Source organism: Enterobacteriaceae endosymbiont of Donacia proxima, from assembly GCF_012569285.1.
GTDB lineage: Bacteria > Pseudomonadota > Gammaproteobacteria > Enterobacterales > Enterobacteriaceae.
Map to the genome: position 1 here is coordinate 82222 of NZ_CP046198.1, position 19853 is coordinate 102074.

At 18.6% G+C, this 19853-nt stretch carries 19 protein-coding genes; 12 read left to right on the forward strand and 7 right to left on the reverse strand.

Translation table 11 applies throughout. From position 1 onward, the window contains the following. The first annotated feature begins 131 nt into the window (after positions 1-131). Genes tmk through GJT97_RS00445 form a run of 4 tightly spaced genes read left to right on the forward strand, consistent with a single transcriptional unit; the run spans position 132 to position 3652 of the window. A complete protein-coding gene (gene tmk / locus GJT97_RS00430) occupies positions 132-752 on the forward strand; it encodes a dTMP kinase (protein WP_169767538.1) in 621 nt (206 codons plus the stop codon). A 15-nt stretch (positions 753-767) separates the two neighbouring features. Then, the gene (locus tag GJT97_RS00435) at positions 768-1778 is read left to right on the forward strand and encodes a DNA polymerase III subunit delta' C-terminal domain-containing protein (protein WP_169767539.1); all 1011 of its coding nucleotides are present in this window, start codon (positions 768-770) and stop codon (positions 1776-1778) included. Positions 1779-1819: 41 nt separating this feature from the next. Next, positions 1820-3277 (forward strand): PTS glucose transporter subunit IIBC, encoded by a 1458-nt coding sequence (ptsG, locus tag GJT97_RS00440; protein ID WP_169767540.1) that lies wholly within the window; start codon positions 1820-1822, stop codon positions 3275-3277. Positions 3278-3301: 24 nt separating this feature from the next. Continuing rightward, positions 3302-3652, forward strand: a complete 351-nt coding sequence (locus GJT97_RS00445; RefSeq protein WP_169767541.1) for an HIT domain-containing protein — start codon at positions 3302-3304, stop codon at positions 3650-3652. A gap of 77 nt (positions 3653-3729) precedes the next feature. Here GJT97_RS00445 and gap read toward each other — a convergent pair whose 3' ends face one another. The 7 genes from gap to GJT97_RS00480 form a co-directional block, all read right to left on the reverse strand. After that, positions 3730-4728: a type I glyceraldehyde-3-phosphate dehydrogenase gene (gene gap, locus GJT97_RS00450; RefSeq protein WP_169767542.1), complete on the reverse strand. Its 999-nt coding sequence runs from the start codon at positions 4726-4728 to the stop codon at positions 3730-3732. A gap of 61 nt (positions 4729-4789) precedes the next feature. Beyond that, entirely contained in the window at positions 4790-6586 is a 1797-nt protein-coding gene (gene sppA, locus GJT97_RS00455; protein WP_169767543.1) for a signal peptide peptidase SppA, read from the reverse strand. A 31-nt stretch (positions 6587-6617) separates the two neighbouring features. Further along, positions 6618-7424: an exodeoxyribonuclease III gene (xthA, locus tag GJT97_RS00460; protein ID WP_169767544.1), complete on the reverse strand. Its 807-nt coding sequence runs from the start codon at positions 7422-7424 to the stop codon at positions 6618-6620. Between the two features lie 413 nt (positions 7425-7837). Continuing rightward, positions 7838-7987, reverse strand: a complete 150-nt coding sequence (locus GJT97_RS00465; protein ID WP_169767545.1) for a hypothetical protein — start codon at positions 7985-7987, stop codon at positions 7838-7840. 1061 nt (positions 7988-9048) lie between these two features. Beyond that, entirely contained in the window at positions 9049-10080 is a 1032-nt protein-coding gene (ychF, locus tag GJT97_RS00470; RefSeq protein WP_169767546.1) for a redox-regulated ATPase YchF, read from the reverse strand. A gap of 11 nt (positions 10081-10091) precedes the next feature. Next, on the reverse strand, positions 10092-10673 hold the full coding sequence (pth, locus tag GJT97_RS00475; RefSeq protein WP_169767547.1) for an aminoacyl-tRNA hydrolase: 582 nt from the start codon (positions 10671-10673) through the stop codon (positions 10092-10094). A 20-nt stretch (positions 10674-10693) separates the two neighbouring features. Beyond that, positions 10694-11641, reverse strand: a complete 948-nt coding sequence (locus GJT97_RS00480) for a ribose-phosphate pyrophosphokinase (RefSeq protein WP_169767548.1) — start codon at positions 11639-11641, stop codon at positions 10694-10696. 193 nt (positions 11642-11834) lie between these two features. Between GJT97_RS00480 and prfA the strand changes: the two genes are divergently transcribed. The 8 genes from prfA to pheT all read left to right on the forward strand — a co-directional run bounded on the left by prfA (position 11835) and on the right by pheT (position 19828). Then, positions 11835-12902 carry a peptide chain release factor 1 gene (prfA, locus tag GJT97_RS00485; protein WP_169767549.1) on the forward strand — a complete coding sequence of 356 codons (1068 nt, stop codon included), beginning with the start codon at positions 11835-11837 and terminating at the stop codon, positions 12900-12902. Between the two features lie 17 nt (positions 12903-12919). Further along, a complete protein-coding gene (gene prmC, locus GJT97_RS00490; RefSeq protein ID WP_169767550.1) occupies positions 12920-13759 on the forward strand; it encodes a peptide chain release factor N(5)-glutamine methyltransferase in 840 nt (279 codons plus the stop codon). A gap of 103 nt (positions 13760-13862) precedes the next feature. Further along, on the forward strand, positions 13863-15128 hold the full coding sequence (gene thrS / locus GJT97_RS00495; RefSeq protein WP_169767551.1) for a threonine--tRNA ligase: 1266 nt from the start codon (positions 13863-13865) through the stop codon (positions 15126-15128). A gap of 16 nt (positions 15129-15144) precedes the next feature. Further along, positions 15145-15684, forward strand: coding sequence for a translation initiation factor IF-3 (gene infC / locus GJT97_RS00500; protein WP_211080610.1), 540 nt, complete (start codon positions 15145-15147; stop codon positions 15682-15684). A gap of 25 nt (positions 15685-15709) precedes the next feature. Continuing rightward, positions 15710-15907: a 50S ribosomal protein L35 gene (rpmI, locus tag GJT97_RS00505; protein WP_169767552.1), complete on the forward strand. Its 198-nt coding sequence runs from the start codon at positions 15710-15712 to the stop codon at positions 15905-15907. Between the two features lie 42 nt (positions 15908-15949). After that, positions 15950-16300, forward strand: coding sequence for a 50S ribosomal protein L20 (gene rplT / locus GJT97_RS00510; RefSeq protein ID WP_169767553.1), 351 nt, complete (start codon positions 15950-15952; stop codon positions 16298-16300). A gap of 58 nt (positions 16301-16358) precedes the next feature. Further along, complete coding sequence (gene pheS / locus GJT97_RS00515; protein ID WP_169767554.1) at positions 16359-17354, forward strand: phenylalanine--tRNA ligase subunit alpha; 996 nt, start codon at positions 16359-16361, stop codon at positions 17352-17354. Beyond that, complete coding sequence (pheT, locus tag GJT97_RS00520; protein WP_169767555.1) at positions 17351-19828, forward strand: phenylalanine--tRNA ligase subunit beta; 2478 nt, start codon at positions 17351-17353, stop codon at positions 19826-19828. The genes pheS and pheT overlap by 4 nt, the downstream gene beginning before the upstream one ends. Positions 19829-19853: the final 25 nt, after the last annotated feature.

The following is a 19853-nucleotide window of genomic DNA, read 5'->3' on the forward strand; positions in this document are numbered from 1 at the left end:
TTTTGATAAATTAATAATTAAAATTACTTATAAAACAAGTATAGGAAAATTTTATTTTACTTTTAGTAAAAAGTATGTATTTTACTATAAATTATAAATTTATTAATAAAATAAATATTAAAATATAAAAAATGAAATATAAAAAATTTATTGTTATAGAAGGAATTAATGGAGCTGGGAAATCTACAATATGTAATTATATAATTAAATTATTAAATAATTTACATATTTATAATATAATTAAGATACATGAACCAGGTAGTACACCTATTGCTGAAAAACTAAGAAATATTATTAAGTTTTCTAAAGGAGAAATTTTTTCTCACAAAACAGAATTATTATTAATATATGCTGCAAGATTACAATTATTAGATAATATTATTAGACCTAATATAAATAAAAATTGGATTTTATCAGACAGATATGATTTATCTACATATGCTTATCAAATTGGAGGAAGATGTATAAATGAAAAAAACATAATATTTTTACAAAAATTTATTAAAAATAATATAAAACCAAATATAACTATTTATTTAGATGTAAATCCAGTAATTGCTTTACAAAGAATAAAACCTCTTCTAAAAGATAGAATTGAAAAAGAATCTATAAATTTTTTTTCTAAAGTAAGATGTTTTTATATAAAAATGGCAAATAAAGACAAAACAATTAAAATTGTTGATGCTAACAAAAATTTAAAAAATGTTAAATTTTCAGTTAAAAATATTATTAATAAATTAATTAATACATAATAATCGATATATAATATGAAAAAAAAACCTATATTATCATTGTATCCCTGGTTAAATAATTATTATGATAAAATTATTAATCAATTTCAAAATAAAAAAAATTATACAGCTTATATTTTTTGTTCTTTAAATGGATTAGGTATAAAATTTTTAATTTATGAATTAACTAAATGGATTTTTTGTATTAATAAACAAAAGATATATAGTTGTTCCATATGTAATAATTGTATTTTAGTCCATAAAAATATACATCCCGATTTATATATTATTAAAAATAATATAAAACAAGTTCCCATAGGAGTAGATTATATTAGAAATTTAATAAATAAAATTTATCAAACATCCTATAAAGATGTTGGTAAAATTGTATGGTTTCCAAATTTTAAACAACTAAATATTTTTTCTAGTAATGCTCTTTTAAAAATTTTAGAAGAACCTCCTAAAAATACTTATTTTTTTTTACAATGTAATTATAAAGAAGAATTATTACCTACTATATATAGTAGGTGTCAATTTTGGAATATTTTTCCACCAAATGAAAAGATAAGTATTTCATGGTTAAAAAAAAATTTACAAAATAATCAAATTTTTAAAACAAAATCTATAAAAAGTGCATTACGTATATGTAACTATTCACCAATTAATACATTTTATTTATTAAAAAATAATATATGGAAAAATAGAAATATTTTTTATAATGTTTTATTATCCGCATTTAAAACAGATATTATGTGTTTATTATCTATATTAGATAATAAACACATTTTATTTTATATAGATTGGATCTATCTAATTTTATTAGATGTAATTAAATTACATTTAAAAATAGATTTAAAATTTTTTTATAATGTAGATCAAATTTCTATCATCTATAAAATATTTGATTTAATTTTTATAGATAAAATCAAATTAATGATAAAAAAAATATTATTTTATAAAAAAATATTAATAAAAATTAATACAATAAATTATAAATTAGTAATAATTAACTTATTATTATCTTTAGAAGATATATATAAATTTTAATTATTTTTATAAAATTTTAAAATATAAATATAGGATATTATATGTTTAATAATACATTTGCTAATATGCAAAAAATAGGTAAATCTTTAATGTTACCAGTATCAGTTTTACCAATAGCTGGTATATTATTAGGTATTGGGTCAGCTAATTTTCACTGGTTACCTAATATTATTTCTAATATTATGGAAAAAACTGGTGGTTCTGTATTTGCTAATATTCCATTAATATTTGCTATTGGAGTAGCATTAGGATTTACTCAAAATAATGGGGTATCTGCTTTAGCTGCTGTTATTTCTTATGGTATTTTAACAAAAACTGTTGAAGTAATAATTCCTATATTATTACACAATCATGTTACACAAAACATCATAATACAAAAACATCTTACAGATACTGGAATTATAGGTGGTATCATTTCTGGTTCTATTGCTGCTTATATGTTTAATCGTTTTAATAATATTCAGTTAGTAGAATATCTTGGTTTTTTTTCTGGTAAACGTTTTGTACCTATTATTTCAGGGTTAACATCTATTTTTATAGGTTTATTATTATCCTTAATATGGATTCCTATCCAAAAAATAATACAATTATTTTCATATTGGGCGATTTATCAAAGTCCAATATTTGCATTTAGCATATATGGTATTATAGAAAGAGCATTATTACCTTTTGGATTACATCATATTTGGAATGTTCCATTTCAAATGGAAATAGGATCATTTTTTAGTAATGTTACAAAACAAATTTATCATGGTGATATTGCTAGATATATAGCAGGAGATCCATCTGCAGGAAAATTAGCAGGAGGATTTTTATTTAAAATGTATGGATTACCAGCTGCTGCTATTGCTATATGGCATACATCAAAAAAAAAAAATAAAAATAAAATTAGTAGTTTAATGTTATCAGCTGCATTAACATCGTTCCTTACAGGAATTACTGAACCTATAGAATTTTCTTTTATGTATGTAGCTCCATTATTATATGTAATACATATTATTTTATCGGGATTATCTTTTCCAATTTGTATTATGTTGGGAATGAGGAATGGAACTAGTTTTTCTCATGGATTAATTGATTTTATTATTTTAAGTGGTAATGGTTCTAAAATATGGTTATTTCCTATAATAGGTATTATATATGCTATTATTTATTATTTTATATTTAAAATACTAATTATTAAATTTGATTTACAAACACCAGGACGTGAAAAAATAGAAAATAACATATATAATAATAATTATATATCTTCAAATTATGGAGAAAAATTAGTAACAGCTTTTGGAGGAAAAAAAAATATTACTAATTTAGATGCATGTATCACTAGATTACGTATAAGTGTTGTAGACATAAAAAAAGTTAATAAAAAAGAATTAACATTATTAGGAGCATCTGCTATTATTATTGCTGGTAATGGAGTACAAGCTATTTTTGGAACTAAATCTGATAATTTAAAAACAGAAATGGATAATTTTATAAAAAATAATTCTGATAAATAAAATTAAAATTAATTATATATAATTATGAATGATAAAAAAAATATATTTCAAAAAATTTTATCTAAAAAAATAAATGCTAATATTATTTATCAAGATAAACTTGTAACAGCTTTTGATGATATACACCCTCAAAGTCCAATACATATTTTAATTATACCTAATACTTTTATAAGTACACTTAATGATATTAATAAAAATCATGAATTACTTTTAGGTAGAATGATATTAGTATCTTCTAAATTAGCTAAAAAAAAATGTATTAGTAATAATGGATATAGAATTATAATTAATTGTAATACTCATGGGTGTCAAACAATATTTTATTTACATATGCATTTATTAGGAGGTAGACAAGGTACAAAAAATTTTTTTTAAATTATTTATTAATTTATTATAAATAATATTTGCTATGTATTTAAAATAATTAAATAACATAGCAAAATTTTTAATATTTAATTAAAAATATGTAAGATCAAATCTAATATCTTATTAGAATATCCTGTTTCATTATCATACCAGGCAATTAATTTAAAAAAATCTCTACTAATAGAAATACTTGCATTTTTATCGAAAATAGATGTTAAAATCGATCCATTAAAATCACTTGAAACTACATTATCTTCTGTATAACCAATAATATTTTTCATATAATTATTAGATGCGTACTTAATTACTTTACAAATATCTAATAATGTAGTTTTTTTTATAATTTTAACAGTAAAATCAACTACAGAAACATTTGGAACTGGTACTCTTAATGATATACCAGTTAATTTATTATATAATTCTGGTAAAACAATCCCTACTGCTTTTGCCGCTCCGGTAGTTGAAGGAATAATATTTTGATATGCACCTCTTCCACCCCTCCAATCTCTCATAGAAGGACTATCTACAGTTTTTTGAGTCGAGGTTACTGCATGTATAGTCGTCATAATACCATTTTCAATAATATAATTATCATTAATAACTTTTGCTAATGGAGCTAAACAATTAGTTGTACATGAAGCATTAGAAATTATATTTTCACCATTATAATTTTGGAAATTTACTCCTTTTACATACATAGGTATAGTATCATCTTTAGGAGGAGCAGTAATAATAACTTTTTTAGCTCCAGCATAAATATGTTTTTCTGCTAATTTTTTTGTTAAAAAAATACCAGTAGATTCGATTACAACATCAATTTTAAAATCATTCCATTTTAATTTACTAGGATCTGATTCAGAAAAAATATGAATAATGTTATTATTAATAATTAAATTATTATTATTAATCTTAATTTTACTATTAAACATACCGTGAGTAGAATCATATTTTATCATATATGCAATATAATTTATTTCTAATAAATCATTAATAGCTATAATTTTAACTTTAGTATTTTTTTGAGCAGCTCGAAAAAAAATACGTCCTATTCTACCAAATCCATTAATAGCAACTCTAATAGACATTAAAATCTCCTAAATCTAACTGTTAAAATATAAAAAAATTATATATAGAATTATTCATATTTTATTTATTTAATAATAAAGCATATGTTTTTTGAGAATTTAAAAAATCCATATTATTTATTGAAAATAAATTATTAATAATATTAGTTATAATATAACTATTTTTTTTAAAAAAAAGATCTGATATCTTTAACACATTTGTATTTTCCCATTGTAATCGAATTTTTTTAATTTTTGTTAATTCAGAAATTTTTAATTTTGCATAATCAAAATCACCTAAATCATCAATTAATCCATATTTAACAGCATCTTTACCTAAAAAGATCATGCCATTAGCTATTTTTTTTACATTTTCAATAGGAAGATGTCTTTCTTTCGAAACTACATTAATGAATTTATCATAACCATTTTGTATTGTTAATTCTATTATTCTCTTTTCTATTTTAGACATTTTCCTACTTATAGGAAAATTAAATCTATCAGATAGATTTACACCATCTTGTTGAATACCAAATTTATTTAGTAAATCACTAAAATTATATATGATACTAAATATTCCGATTGAACCAGTTAAACTAGAAGAATCAGCAATTATAAAATCTGCCGCTGTAGAAATCCAATATGCTCCTGATGCTGCTACTTTACCCATTAAAACAACTATAGGTTTATGAATTTTTTTTAATAAAATTAATTCATCATAAATAGCTTGTGCTGCTTGTATGTCCCCACCAGGACTATTAATTCTTAATATTAAACCTTTAATATGAGGATCTTGATAAACTTTATGTATTGCTTTTATGATAATATCACTGTTATTTTTACCATACATTATTATTCCATTTATTGTTATAACAGAAATATTATTTCGACGATGTTTAATTATATTGTTTTTATTTATATTTAATTTAATATAACTATTAATATCAACTTTATTATATGTATTTTTATTCTTATCAGAACTAAAAATTTTTATCATTTCATCTTCAAATTCAGTATTATTAGAAATTTTATCTATTAATTTATTTTCTAAAGCAAATAACGCTAAATCTCCATGAGATTTTTCAAAAGAAATTAAAAAATTTTGATCTGTAGGAAAAATATCTTCAAAAGTTAATTTTCTATTCTCAGCTATAGTTGTTAAATAATCGCACCAAATGTTATTAAGTAATTTATTTAAAATAATTTTATTATTATTAGACATACTATTTCTTAGTATAGGTTCTACTGCAGATTTATATTCTCCTATTCTAAATATATAAGTGTTTATTTTTAATTTTTGTAAAAAATCTCTTATAAAAAATTGTTTAAAACTTAAACCATGTAATTTAACAGAACCATATGGTGATAAAAAAATTTTATTCGCAAAACTAGCTAAATAATATTGATTTTGATCATATGAATCTGAAATCGCATATACTTTTTTCCCTGTTGATTTAAAATCATTTAAATATTTACCTATATAACGTAAGATTGATAAATCATGAATATTTAAATTATGTAATTTTAATATAATTCCATTTACATTTTTATCTTTTTTAGCATAATTTATTGCTTGAACTATATTTAATATAGAATTATTATCTTTTCTTATGAATTTATTAATTAATTCTAATTTATTATTATTTTGATAAAAAGAATCATCAGTTAAATCTTCATTAAAATTAATTTCTAAAACTTGATTCTTTTTTTTAAAAGTTTTATTATTAATGTTTTGTTGATGATGAATGTTATATATGTAATAACATAATAAAGATATTAATAATATAAAGATTATATTTATTATTAATATTCTAGTAAAATTAATTAATGACCATAAATAATAAAAAAAAGATTTTACTAAATCAAATAATTTAATCATTTGTCACCTAATTTATTTTAAATAAAATTTATTAAATAATTTTTAAATTTACCCAAATAGGAGCATGATCTGAAGGTTTAATTAAATTACGAATATTATATTCTATATTTGAATTTATATAATATTTTATTAATGATTTAGTAATTAAAATATTATCAATTCTTAGTCCCTTATTTAAGGAAAATTTATTCGATCTATAATCAAACCAAGAAAATTTATTACTTGTAAAAGGATTCATTAATCTCCAAATATCAAATAGACCCCAATTAAGTAATTTATTTATATAAAACCTTTCCTCTGGTAAAAAAGAGCATATTCCTTGTTTTAACCATTTCTGACGATTTTTATTCCCAATCCCAATATCTAAATCAGTGATACTTATATTAATATCTCCTATTATTATAATATGATTATTAGGTTTTAATTTTCTTTTGATAAAAGAATATAAATTTTTTAAAAAATCAATTTTATATTTAAATTTTACATAATTATATTTATTTCCTCCTTGAGGAAAATAACCATTTATAATTTTTATATTACCAATAGAACTATTTAAATCAACCATTATTAATCTTTTTTGATTATCATAGTTATTTAAAAATTCTTTTTTAATATTACAAAATTTTTTTTTACTTAAAATTGCTACTCCATTATATTGTGCCTGTCCACATATACAAAAATTATATCCTAATTTATATATTTCTTCTTTAGGAAAATTTTTATTATTTACTTTTATTTCTTGTAATCCAATAATATCAGGATTATATATTTTTATTATTAATTTTAATTGATGTAAATGTGCTCTTATACCATTTATATTAAATGAAAAAATTTTCATAAAATTTAAATTAATATGAATATTGTATTTATATTATATATTTTATAAAATATATTTAAATAAAAATTAATTTTTATATTTTTATTTTATAAAATAATTATTTTTATAATAAAAATAATTTATTTTTTTTAAAAAAAAATATTAATTATATATTAAAATATATAATTTATTAAATTTTTAATCTTTAATTAAAACAAAAAAATTTTAAAATTAAAATATATATTTTTTATATTTAAATTAATATAGTTTATTAAACTAATTTTATTACTATTTTTAATAGTAAAACATCATTTTTAATCCATGAAGATCTATTTTTTAGATAAAATTATTTACAAAAATTTCAATCATATTTTCTTTATCTATATCTAATCCATTAAATTTTAATGTTCTAAGTATTAAAACTTCAATATTTTTTAAAAAAATGTTTTTAAATTAAAAGATATTTTTTCTTCATTTTTTATGTTATTCTTATAACTAGTATCTAAAATACTAAGATTTTTTACATTTAAAATATAAACATTTTTATAATAAATATCTGTGACTATTCTAACGTGTAACATCATTTTTAGTTCTTAATTTATTAGTTATTATATTTTACAATGTTAAATTCTTAACAAAAATATTATTTACTCTACTATTTATTTCATTACCTATAGATATAACATATTCAAAATCTAAAATTATTATTTATAATAATTATATGTTTAAATTCCTCATTATTACTAACTTTAATAAAAGATATGTGTAATGATTATATCTTGAGAAGAAAAAATATCTATTCCATCTATATTACGAATATCATCAGGAATATTTATTTTTATCTCCTAAATATTTAAACTATTTATTTGATAGAATACAATATGAAAATTTAATGAATTTATTAAATGTAATTTATATCTAATTATATTATGTTCTGAATTTTTATATGTAGAATTTTTAATTCATAAATTTTAATTACTATATTTTATTAATTTATAAAAAAATTTATTATTCTAATAAATTAAAACAAAATTAATATATTCTAAAAAAAATCTTTTGATTTATCTTTAGTTAAAAAAAACATTTATAATGTTAATTATAGTAATATTTTCTTTAAAAAAATTATTTTCATTTTATTTATATATTTTTAAATCTTATTAAATTTTTAATTAATAAATAAAATCTATTTTTTATCTCTATTTTCTAATCAATTTTTAAAACCATGATAATATTATTATCAAATATACTATATCAAATATTTGATTATTTTTATTTTTTTTTAAGAAAATTTTAATCTAGTATACTAATACTATATATAATTTTATAATTAGTACTTTTTTTATATTATTTATATATTTTAATAAAATAATTAAAATTATTAATTTTAAATTGTTATTTATTTATTCTATCTAATCTTATAAAATAATTTTAAGAAATATTAAAATAATATTTTTATAACATAAATAATCAATTAAAATATTTGGAAATTTTTATACCATATTAATAAACTTAGAAATTTTATTTATTTAAGCATAAATATAAAAATAAAATATAATATATAATATAAATTTTATTAATAAAAAACTTCTATTAGAAAATAATACATATATTATATATAAATTTCTTGTAATATATAAAGAATATTTTAAATTTTAAAAAGAAAATTAATTATATCACCATCATTAATAATATATGTTTTTCCTTCTATATTCATTTTACCAGATAATTTTGCTTTTTTTGCATTTTTATAAAAAATAAAATCATTATAATGGATTACTTGTGCTCTAATAAAACCTTTTTGAATATCACTATGAATTTTTTTAGCCGCTTCTAATGCTGTTGTTCCTTTTAATATACTCCATGATCTTATTTCTTTTATACCTACGGTATAAAAAGTATGTAAATTTAACAGTTTAAAACTGGAAATAATAATTTTTTTTAAATTATTATTTACAGATGATTTTAATTCCTTATTAAGATTTTTAATACATATTTTTAATACTAAAAAATTTTTACTAAGAAATAAAATTTCTTTTAAAAATAAATTATTTTTAATGTTATTTCTATCTGTATTAGCAATAATAAGTATTGGTTTAATCGTTAATAATTTAAATTTTTTTAAAAAATTTATTTCTTCTATATTTAATTTTAATAAATTTAATAAATTTCCATTTTTTAAATGATATAAACAAATTTTAAATAAAGATTCTAATTTATCATTTTTTTTTTGTTTTTTTTTATATATATTATTTTGTAATTTACAAATTAAATTTATATCAAATTGAATAAGTTCATTATTTATAATTTTAACATCTTTAATCGGATTATATGATAAATTTAATATTTTTTTATCATTAAAACAACGTACTACATGAATTAGAGCGTCAACTTCTGATATATTATATAAAAATTGATTACCTAATCCTTCACCTTTGGAAGCTCCTTTAATTAAACCAGCGATATCAACAAAAGTTATTGTAGATTGTATAATTTTTCTAGATTTTATTAATTGAAATAAATAAAATAATCTATCATCAGGAACAGTTACTATACTTATATTTGGTTTTATCGTACAAAAAGGATAATTTAATGCATTTACATTAGAATTAGTTAATACATTAAATAATGTAGATTTACCAACATTTGGTAAACCTATTATACCACATTTTAATCCCATTATTAATCCTATTATTTTTTAGTATGTAAAAATGTTACTGCTTGATTATAATTTTTTTGAATAAAAATTAATAACGCATGAATGCTATTTTTAATAGCAAAATTAATATTTTTTTGTTCAATTTTTGTAGGTTTACTTAATACAAAATTATTCATTTTTATTTTATTTTTTGGATGACCAATACCTATACGTAATCTATAAAATAATGTACTATTAAATGTTTTAATAATATTATTAATGCCATTATGCCCAGCACTACTACCACCATATTTAAATCTTATAATTCCAGGTAAAAAATCTAAATCATCATGAATTACTAAAATATTTTGTAAAGTAATTTTATAAAAATTAGAGATAATAAATATTGATTTTCCTGAATTATTTATAAAAGAATTTGGTAAAAATAATATTATTTTTTGATTTAATAAAAGTAAATTACTAATATATCCATTAAATTTTTGAATTTTTTTAAATTTTAAATTAAATTTTTTAGCTAAATTAATAACATAATCTGCACCTATATTATGACGAGTACCAATAAATTGATTATCTATATTATTTCCTAAACCTACAATAATTTTTATATTACTCAAATAATTTTATCCTATTAATTTTATTTAAACATTATAGAAATAGATTCTTCATTATTAATTCTTCTTATTGCTTCCGATAACATAAAAGATAGTGTTAATACTCTGATTTTATTAATTTTTTTAATTTTTTTATTTAATGGTATACTATCACATACAATAATTTCATCTATTACTGAATTATAAATATTTTTAATAGCATCTCCAGAAAAAATAGGATGAGTAACATAAACAAAAACTTTTATAGCTCCAGCATTTTTTAATGCTTTAGCAGCTTGACATAATGTTCCAGCCGTATCTACAATATCATCTATTAAAATACATTCTTTTTTATTTACATCTCCAATAATATTCATTACTTCTGTTTTATTAGTATTAGATCTTCTTTTATCTATTATAGCCATATCTGTCCCATTAAATAATTTTTTTGCAATAGATCTAGCACGTATGACTCCACCAATATCAGGAGAAATTATTATTGGATTATTATATACTTTTTTTGATATATCCATTAAAAATATAGAACTAGCAAATACATTATCTACAGGTACATTAAAAAAACCCTGAATTTGTTCAGCATGTAAATCTACAGTTAAAATTCTATTAACACCTACCCTAGATAAAAAATCAGCTATGACTTTTGCAGTTATAGGTACTCTAGCAGAACGAATTCTTCTATCTTGTCTTGCATATCCAAAATAAGGAATAACAGCAGTTATTCTTCCTGCAGAAGCTCTTTTAAAAGCATCTATCATAATAACTAATTCTATAAGATTATCATTAGTAGGATTACATGTTGATTGTATGATAAAAATATCATGTCCCCTAACATTTTCATTGATTTTAACAGATATTTCTCCATCACTAAATCGTCCTACAAATATTTTACCCAAATTAATATATAAATGATGAGCAATTTTTATTGCTAAATCTGGAATAGCATTTCCAGTAAATAATTTCATTTTAGTCACATAAAACCTTTATATTTAAACTAAAATTATATTATATATTATAAATATATATTTTATAATAATTTAAAATTATATTTTGTAGTTTAATTAAACATATTATAAAATATGTATTATGTATTTATACATGAAAGAATAATATATTTTATATAAATATTATTTATTTAATAATTTTTTAAATACTAAAGTACAATTTATGAACTCTTATATGATTAAAAAACTTAATCTTTTATATAAAAGATATAATTATTTAACAAAAAAATTAAGTGATTATAAAATATATAATGATCACAATTATTTGCGTAATTTATCTATTGAATATTCAAGATTATCTAATATTATTAAACCATTTATGAAATGGAATAAATTACAATTTAATTTAATAAATACAAAATCTTTATTAAAAGAAAAAGATAAAGATATATATCTAATGGTTTTAGAAGATATTAAAAATATTAATATTAAACAAAAAAAATTGGAAAAAATATTATATGAATTACTCTTACCTAAAGATAAAAAAGATAATCGTAATTGTTTTATAGAAATAAAAGCTGGTTCGGGAGGAAATGAAGCAGCAATATTTGTAAAAAATATTTCTAGAATGTATATTAGATATGCTGAATCAAAAAAATGGAAAATAGAAATAATACATATTCATTATAGTGAACATAGTAATGGATTTAAAGAAATTATTTTAAAAATTATTGGTATAGGTGTATATGGAAAATTAAAATTTGAATCTGGTGGACATAGAGTACAAAGAGTTCCAGAAACAGAATCACAAGGAAGAGTACATACTTCTACTTGTACTGTAGCTGTTATGCCTGAATTATCAAAAATAGAAATGCCAGAAATAAATATTCAAGATTTGAAAATTGACACATTTAGATCTTCAGGTGCAGGTGGACAACATGTTAATACTACAGATTCTGCTATACGTATTACTCATATTCCGACAAAAATAGTTGTTGAATGTCAAGATGAAAGATCACAACATAAAAATAAATCAAAAGCATTAGCTGTATTAGCAGCTAGAATAAATTCGATAGAAATTGAAAAAAAAAATAAAAATAATGCTTTAAAAAAAAAGACATTGTTAGGGACAGGTGATCGTTCAGATAGAAATAGAACTTATAATTTTATTCAAAAAAGAGTTACTGATCATCGTCTTAACTTAACTATTTATAAATTACATGAAATTATGAATGGGGATTTAGATCTTTTAATAAAACCGATGATTTATCAAAAAAATAATAAATTATAATTTACAAAAAATTATTTATGATTATTGATCAATTTTTACAATATTCTTTTAATATTTTAAAAAAAAATAAAATATTAAATTATCAATTAGAAGCTATTTTATTAGCATCATTTATTTTAAAAAAACCTAAGTCATGGATTTATGGTTTTAATGAAACAAAAATTAATTATAAACAATTTAAAATATTACAAAATTTATTAAAAAAAAGAATTAAAGGTATACCTTTAGCTTATATATTAGGTTTTTGTGAATTTTGGTCATTAAAAATTGATGTATCACCTCATGTTTTAATACCTCGTAAAGATACAGAAATTTTAGTAGATGTTGTTTTAAATAAAATAAATAATAGAATAAAAAAAATATTAGATTTAGGTACTGGAAGTGGTGCACTTTCCTTAGCACTTGCTTGTGAATACAATATAATTGATATTACTGCTATAGATTTTTCTAATAAAATTATTAATATAGCTAAAAATAATGCTAAAAAATTAAATATTAAAAATATTACTTTTTTAAAAAGTAATTGGTTCAGCCATTTAAAAAATAATACATTTGATATTATCATTAGTAATCCTCCTTATATAAGTTATAAAGAATATTTATTTTTTAAAAAACAATTAAAATTTGAACCTATTAAATCATTAGTTTCAAGCGAAAATGGATTAAGTGATTTAAATTATATTATTTTAAATTCTTTTAAATATTTAAATAATTATGGATGGTTAATTTTAGAGCATGGTTATAAACAAGGATTTATTATAAGAAATAAATTACAAACTCAAAAATTTAAAAATATTAAACAATATCCTGATATACAAGGATATAATAGAATTATTTGCGGACAAAAAGTTATTTAAAAATATTTTATATAATTAAATTTTCTTATAATATTTTTAATATATTTAGTAAAAAATTTTTGATATTATTAGAAAATGATATTTTTACTTACAAAAATAAAACATGGAACAAAATGATAATTCTAAAAAAATAGAAAAAAAAAATTTTTTATTCGATAAAATACAATTATTAAAGATAGATCATCGAATTATAGGAAAAAAATTAGATTTATATCATTTTCAAGATGAAGCTCCAGGAATGGTTTTTTGGCATAATAATGGATATATTATTTTTAGAGAATTAGAGAAATTCTTACGTTTTAAACTTAATCAATACAATTATTTAGAAGTAAAAACTCCTATAATAACTGATATTTCTATCTGGAAAAAAACAGGACATTGGAAAATTTATAAAAAAGCAATTTTTACAACTTATTCAGAAAATAGAAATTATTGTATAAAACCAATGAATTGTCCTGCCCATATCCAAATTTTTAAACAAAAATTAAAATCATATAAAGATTTACCATTAAGAATTGCTGAATTTGGTATTTGTCATAGAAATGAACCATCTGGTTCTTTATATGGTTTAATGAGATTAAGAAATTTTACTCAAGATGATGCTCATATTTTTTGTACAAAAAATCAAGTAATAGAAGAAATTAAAAATTGTATTAACATGATGTATGATATCTATCATATTTTTGGTTTTAAAAAATTTTTTGTAAAATTATCTACAAGACCATTACATAAAATTGGAGATGATCAACTTTGGGATCAAACAGAAAATGATTTATCATTTATTTTAAAAAAAATGAATATTAATTTTAAACATCAAAAAGGTGAAGGAGCTTTTTATGGTCCAAAAATTGAATTTTCTTTCTTCGATTATTTAAATAGAGAATGGCAATGCGGAACTATACAATTAGATTTTACATTACCTAAATGTTTAAAATTATTTTATATTAATAAAAATAATAAACGTAGTACTCCTATAATAATACATAGAGCTATTTTAGGTTCATTAGAAAGATTTATAGGTATTATTCTTGAAGAATTTTCTGGGTATTTACCTGTTTGGCTTGCACCTATACAAATAATTATACTTAATATCAGTGAAAAACATACAGAATATGTTTTAAAAATATTTAAAATAATAAAAAAAAATAATATTCGAATTAAATTCGACATTCAAAATAAACAAATTTCTTTTAAAATCAGAAAATATACAATGCAACATATTCCATACATTTTGATATGTGGAGATCAAGAAATAAAAAATAATTTTATTTCAGTTAGAGATTGTTTTGGTAAAGATTTGGGATTTATGAAAATCCATGATATTATTAATAAAATTAATAAAGAAATTAATAACTATTATTTAAAATAAATTAAGGAGGTAAAATATTAAAATTGGAAAAAAAACAATACAATTATCACGACCTAATAAAATTAATAAAAATATTAGGAGTAAAATTGTAAGATTAATAGGATTAAATGGAGAACAAATAGGAATAATTAATCTTAAAGAAGCATTAAAAAAAACAAAAAATACTGGATTTGATTTAGTAGAAATTAGTCCTAATTCTACACCTCCTGTATGTCGTATAATGGATTATGGTAAATTTTTATATACTAAAAATAAGGCTTCTAAAGAACAAAAAAAAAAACAAAAAATAATACATTTAAAAGAAATTAAATTTCGTCCTGGTACAGATATAGGTGATTATAATGTTAAATTACGCAACATAATTCGTTTTATAAAAAAAGGGGATAAAGTAAAAATTACATTAAGATTTAGAGGAAGAGAAATGATGCACACTAGATTAGGTTTTTCTATGCTTAATCGTATAAAAAATGATGTAGAAAATTTAGCAATAATAGAATTATTTCCTACAAAAATTGAAGGTAGACAAATTATAATGATTTTAATACCAAAAAAATAATAATAAATACAATTATGGTTTATATATGAATAAACTTAAAACAGTACGTAGTGTTAAAAAACGTTTTAAGAAAACGAGTAATGGTTTTTTTAAACATAAAAGAGCTAATTTAAGACACTTATTAACTAAAAAAAATAAAAAACATAAAAGATTTTTAAGACAAAAAAAAATAGTTTCAAAGGGAGATTCACGTTCATTAAAAATTTGTTTACCTTATTTATAAAATAAATATTTAATAAATAATTATTATAGGATTATATATTATATGGTTAGAGTTAAACGCGGAATTACTACGAAAACAAGACATAAAAAAATTATAAAACAAGCAAAAGGATATTATGGTGCTAGATCTAGATCTTATAGATCTGCTTTCCAAGCAGTAATTAAATCAGGACAATATGCTTATAGAGATAGAAAACAAAAAAAAAGAAAATTTCGTCAATTATGGATTATTAAAATTAATGCAGCAGCACGTCAAAAAAATATTTCTTATAGTTCTTTAATACATAAATTAAAAAAAAATAATATAAATATAAATAGAAAAATTTTAGCTAATATAGCATTATCTGATAATTTGACCTTTAATAAGTTATTAACTTATTCTTTTAATTCATAAAATGAATTTTTATTAAATTTTAATTTTTTTATGTTTAAAATATATTAATGAGAATATCATGATAACTAATGACATAGTTGTAATAGCAAAAAAAGAAATTTCTATAGTAAAAAATCTTAAAGATCTAAATATATTAAAAGTTAAGTATTTAGGTAAAAAAAGTTATATTACTAAACAATTTATGTTAATAAAAAATTTAAACAAAAATAATAGAATTCATAAAAGTATTATTTATAATAAACAAAAAAAACAAATAAAAAAAATAATAATAAAACGTAAAAAAGAAATAGAAATAGAACAATATAATAATAAATTTTTAGATCAAAATATTGATGTATCATTACCAGGAAAATATATTCCTTCAGGTTCCAAACACCCTATTACAAATATAATTTATGAAATAGAAAATTTTTTTATTAATATTGGATTTAAAATAGTTACAGGACCTGAAATAGAAGATGTTTATCATAATTTTGATGCACTAAACATTTCAAAATATCATCCAACAAGAACGGAGCAAGATACATTTTGGTTAAATAAAAATATTTTGTTACGCACTCAAACTTCTAATGTACAAATTAGAGTTATGGAACAAAATAAACCACCTATAAAAATTTTAACTTCAGGAAAAGTATATCGTCATGATTATGATAGTAATCATACTCCTATGTTTCATCAAATAGAAGGATTATTTATTGATAAAAAAGTAACTTTTGTTGATTTAAAAGGAATGTTAGTTTTATTCTTAAATTTTTTCTTTGGTAAAAAATGTAAAATACGTTTTAGACCTTCTTATTTCCCTTTTACAGAACCTTCTCTAGAAGTAGATATATTAAATAATAATAAACAATGGATAGAAATTTTAGGTGCTGGGATGGTACATCCTTATGTTTTAAAAAATGTTGGAATAAATAACAACAAATATTGTGGATTTGCTTTCGGATTAGGTATAGAAAGATTAACTATGTTGCGTTATAATCTTTCTGATATTCGTTTTTTTTATGAAAATGATATACGTTTTCTTAAACAATTTAAATTAAATAATTTTATATGATAAAATTTAGTGAATCTTGGTTACGAGAATGGTTTTATTATGATGAAGATATTTATTCTCTATCAAATAAAATAACAATGTTAGGATTTCAAATAGAAAAAATTGAATCTATTACTTATAGTAGTAATATCAAACATCTAATTAAAGGGAAAGTTATTAACTATAATATATATAAAAAAAATCCTAAAATTTATCAGTTTAAAATATTAACTAATAATGGTAAATTATTAAAAATATTTTCTGATATAAATCATTATAATAATAAAATGGAAATTATTTTAGCTACTAAAAATTCTTTTTTATACAAAAAATATATAAAAATACCAAAATATTTTTTTTTAAAAAAATCAGAAGGATTATTATGTACTCCTAAAATAATTAGTTTATATACAAAATATAATATTATTAAAAATAATATAACTATTTTAAATCAAAATAGTAATTTTAAAAAAAATGATAATATTTTAAATTTAAATGATAATATTTTACACATAAATATTCCTACAAATAGATTTGATTGTTTTAATATGTTAGGATTTGCGAGAGATTTATCTGTTTTAAATAAAAAAAATAAATTTAATATACCATATGAAAATCATTTAATAAAAAATTCAGAAAAATATCAACTTAATATTAACTTTGATAAAAAAATAAAAAATATTTTATATAAATATAGCTTTTGTATAATTAAAAATATTAATTTAACTAAGGAAATTCCTTTTTTTATTAAAGAAAGATTATATTATGCAGGAATTAAATTTATATCTAATAATCCATTATTAAATATTCGTAATTATATAATCTTAGAATTAGGATATCCTATACAATTTTATAATTTTGATCACATTAATGGTAAAATCTATATAAAAAAATACCAGAAAAATAAATTTTATTTTTTAAATTTAACAAATAAAAAAAAAAATTTATTAAATAAAAATTCATTATTAATGATTGTAGATGATAGTCAAATAATATCTATACCAGGAATAATACAAAATAAAAATTATTCTGTAAATTTAACAACTAAAAATATTTTGATAGAATGTTTATTTTTAAATCCAAAATATATAACTTTTTTATTAAAAAATAATTATCAAGTTAATGATATTTATAATTTCCATAAAAATACTTTAGATCCATTGATACAAAAAACAGTTCTTATAAGAACTATAAATTTATTATTAGAAATATTTAAAGGAAAAAGAAGTAAAATTCATACAATTAATATTAATAATATTAATTATCATAAAAAAACAATAAGTTTATCATTTAAATATGTATATAAAATTTTAGGTTTTTATATTAAAAAAAAAATTATATTTAATATTTTAAATAAACTAGGTTTTATTATTATAAAAAAAACAATTAATAATTGTATTATTACGATACCTAGTTGGCGATATGATATAAATATAATGGAAGATATTATAGAAGAAATTATGAGAGTATATGGGTATAATCAAATACCTCAAAAAATTAACATTCCTCTTATTAAAAATAATATTATAAAAAAAAATAATTTTATATTAAAATATCAAAAAATTAATATTAAAAAAATCAAAGATATTTTAATCTATCAAGGATATTATGAAGTAATTAACTATAGTTTTATTAATCCTAAAATACAGTTAATGTTATATCCAAAAATAAAATGTATAAAAATTAAAAATCCTCTAACGAGAGAAACATCTGTAATGAGAAATTCTTTATCATATGGATTAATTAATAATATTATTTATAATAAAAATAGACAACAAAAAAATTTACGTTTTTTTGAATATGGTTTATGTTTTTTTAAAGATTTTAAAAAAAAAATAGGAATATCACAAAAATTAATGTTAGCTGGAATAGTTAATATAAACTCATTAGATACTCATTGGAGTGAGAAAAATAAATATATTAATTTTTATGATATAAAAGGTAATTTAGAATATATTTTGAATATTTTTTATAAAAAAAATAAAATTGAATTTTATCAACAAAATAATAATACAATACTACATCCTTATATAAATTCATCAATTTATATTAATGATACATATGTTGGATATATCGGTATGTTACATCCTAGATTAATTCATTATTTTAATATAAATTCTAATACTTTCTTATTTGAATTATTTTATGATCATATTATGATTAATAATACTTTTAATTTTCAAAAATTAATTAATTATCCAATAAATAAAAGAGATATATCTTTTTTTATAAAAGAAAATATTAATTTTAATTGTATTTTATTACAATTAAAAAAATTAAAATTAAAAAATTTAATAAAAATAAAACTTATAGATATATTTCAAGGAAATAATATCCCTAAAAAATATAAAAATATTACTTTAAGTTTATTTTTACAGAACAAAGATCATACATTAAATGATATAGAAATTAATAATATTATAAATAAATGTATTTTAGAATTAAAAAATAAATTTCAAATTATATTAAGAAATAATATTAATTGTAATAAATAAATTTAAAATTTTACATTTTGATATA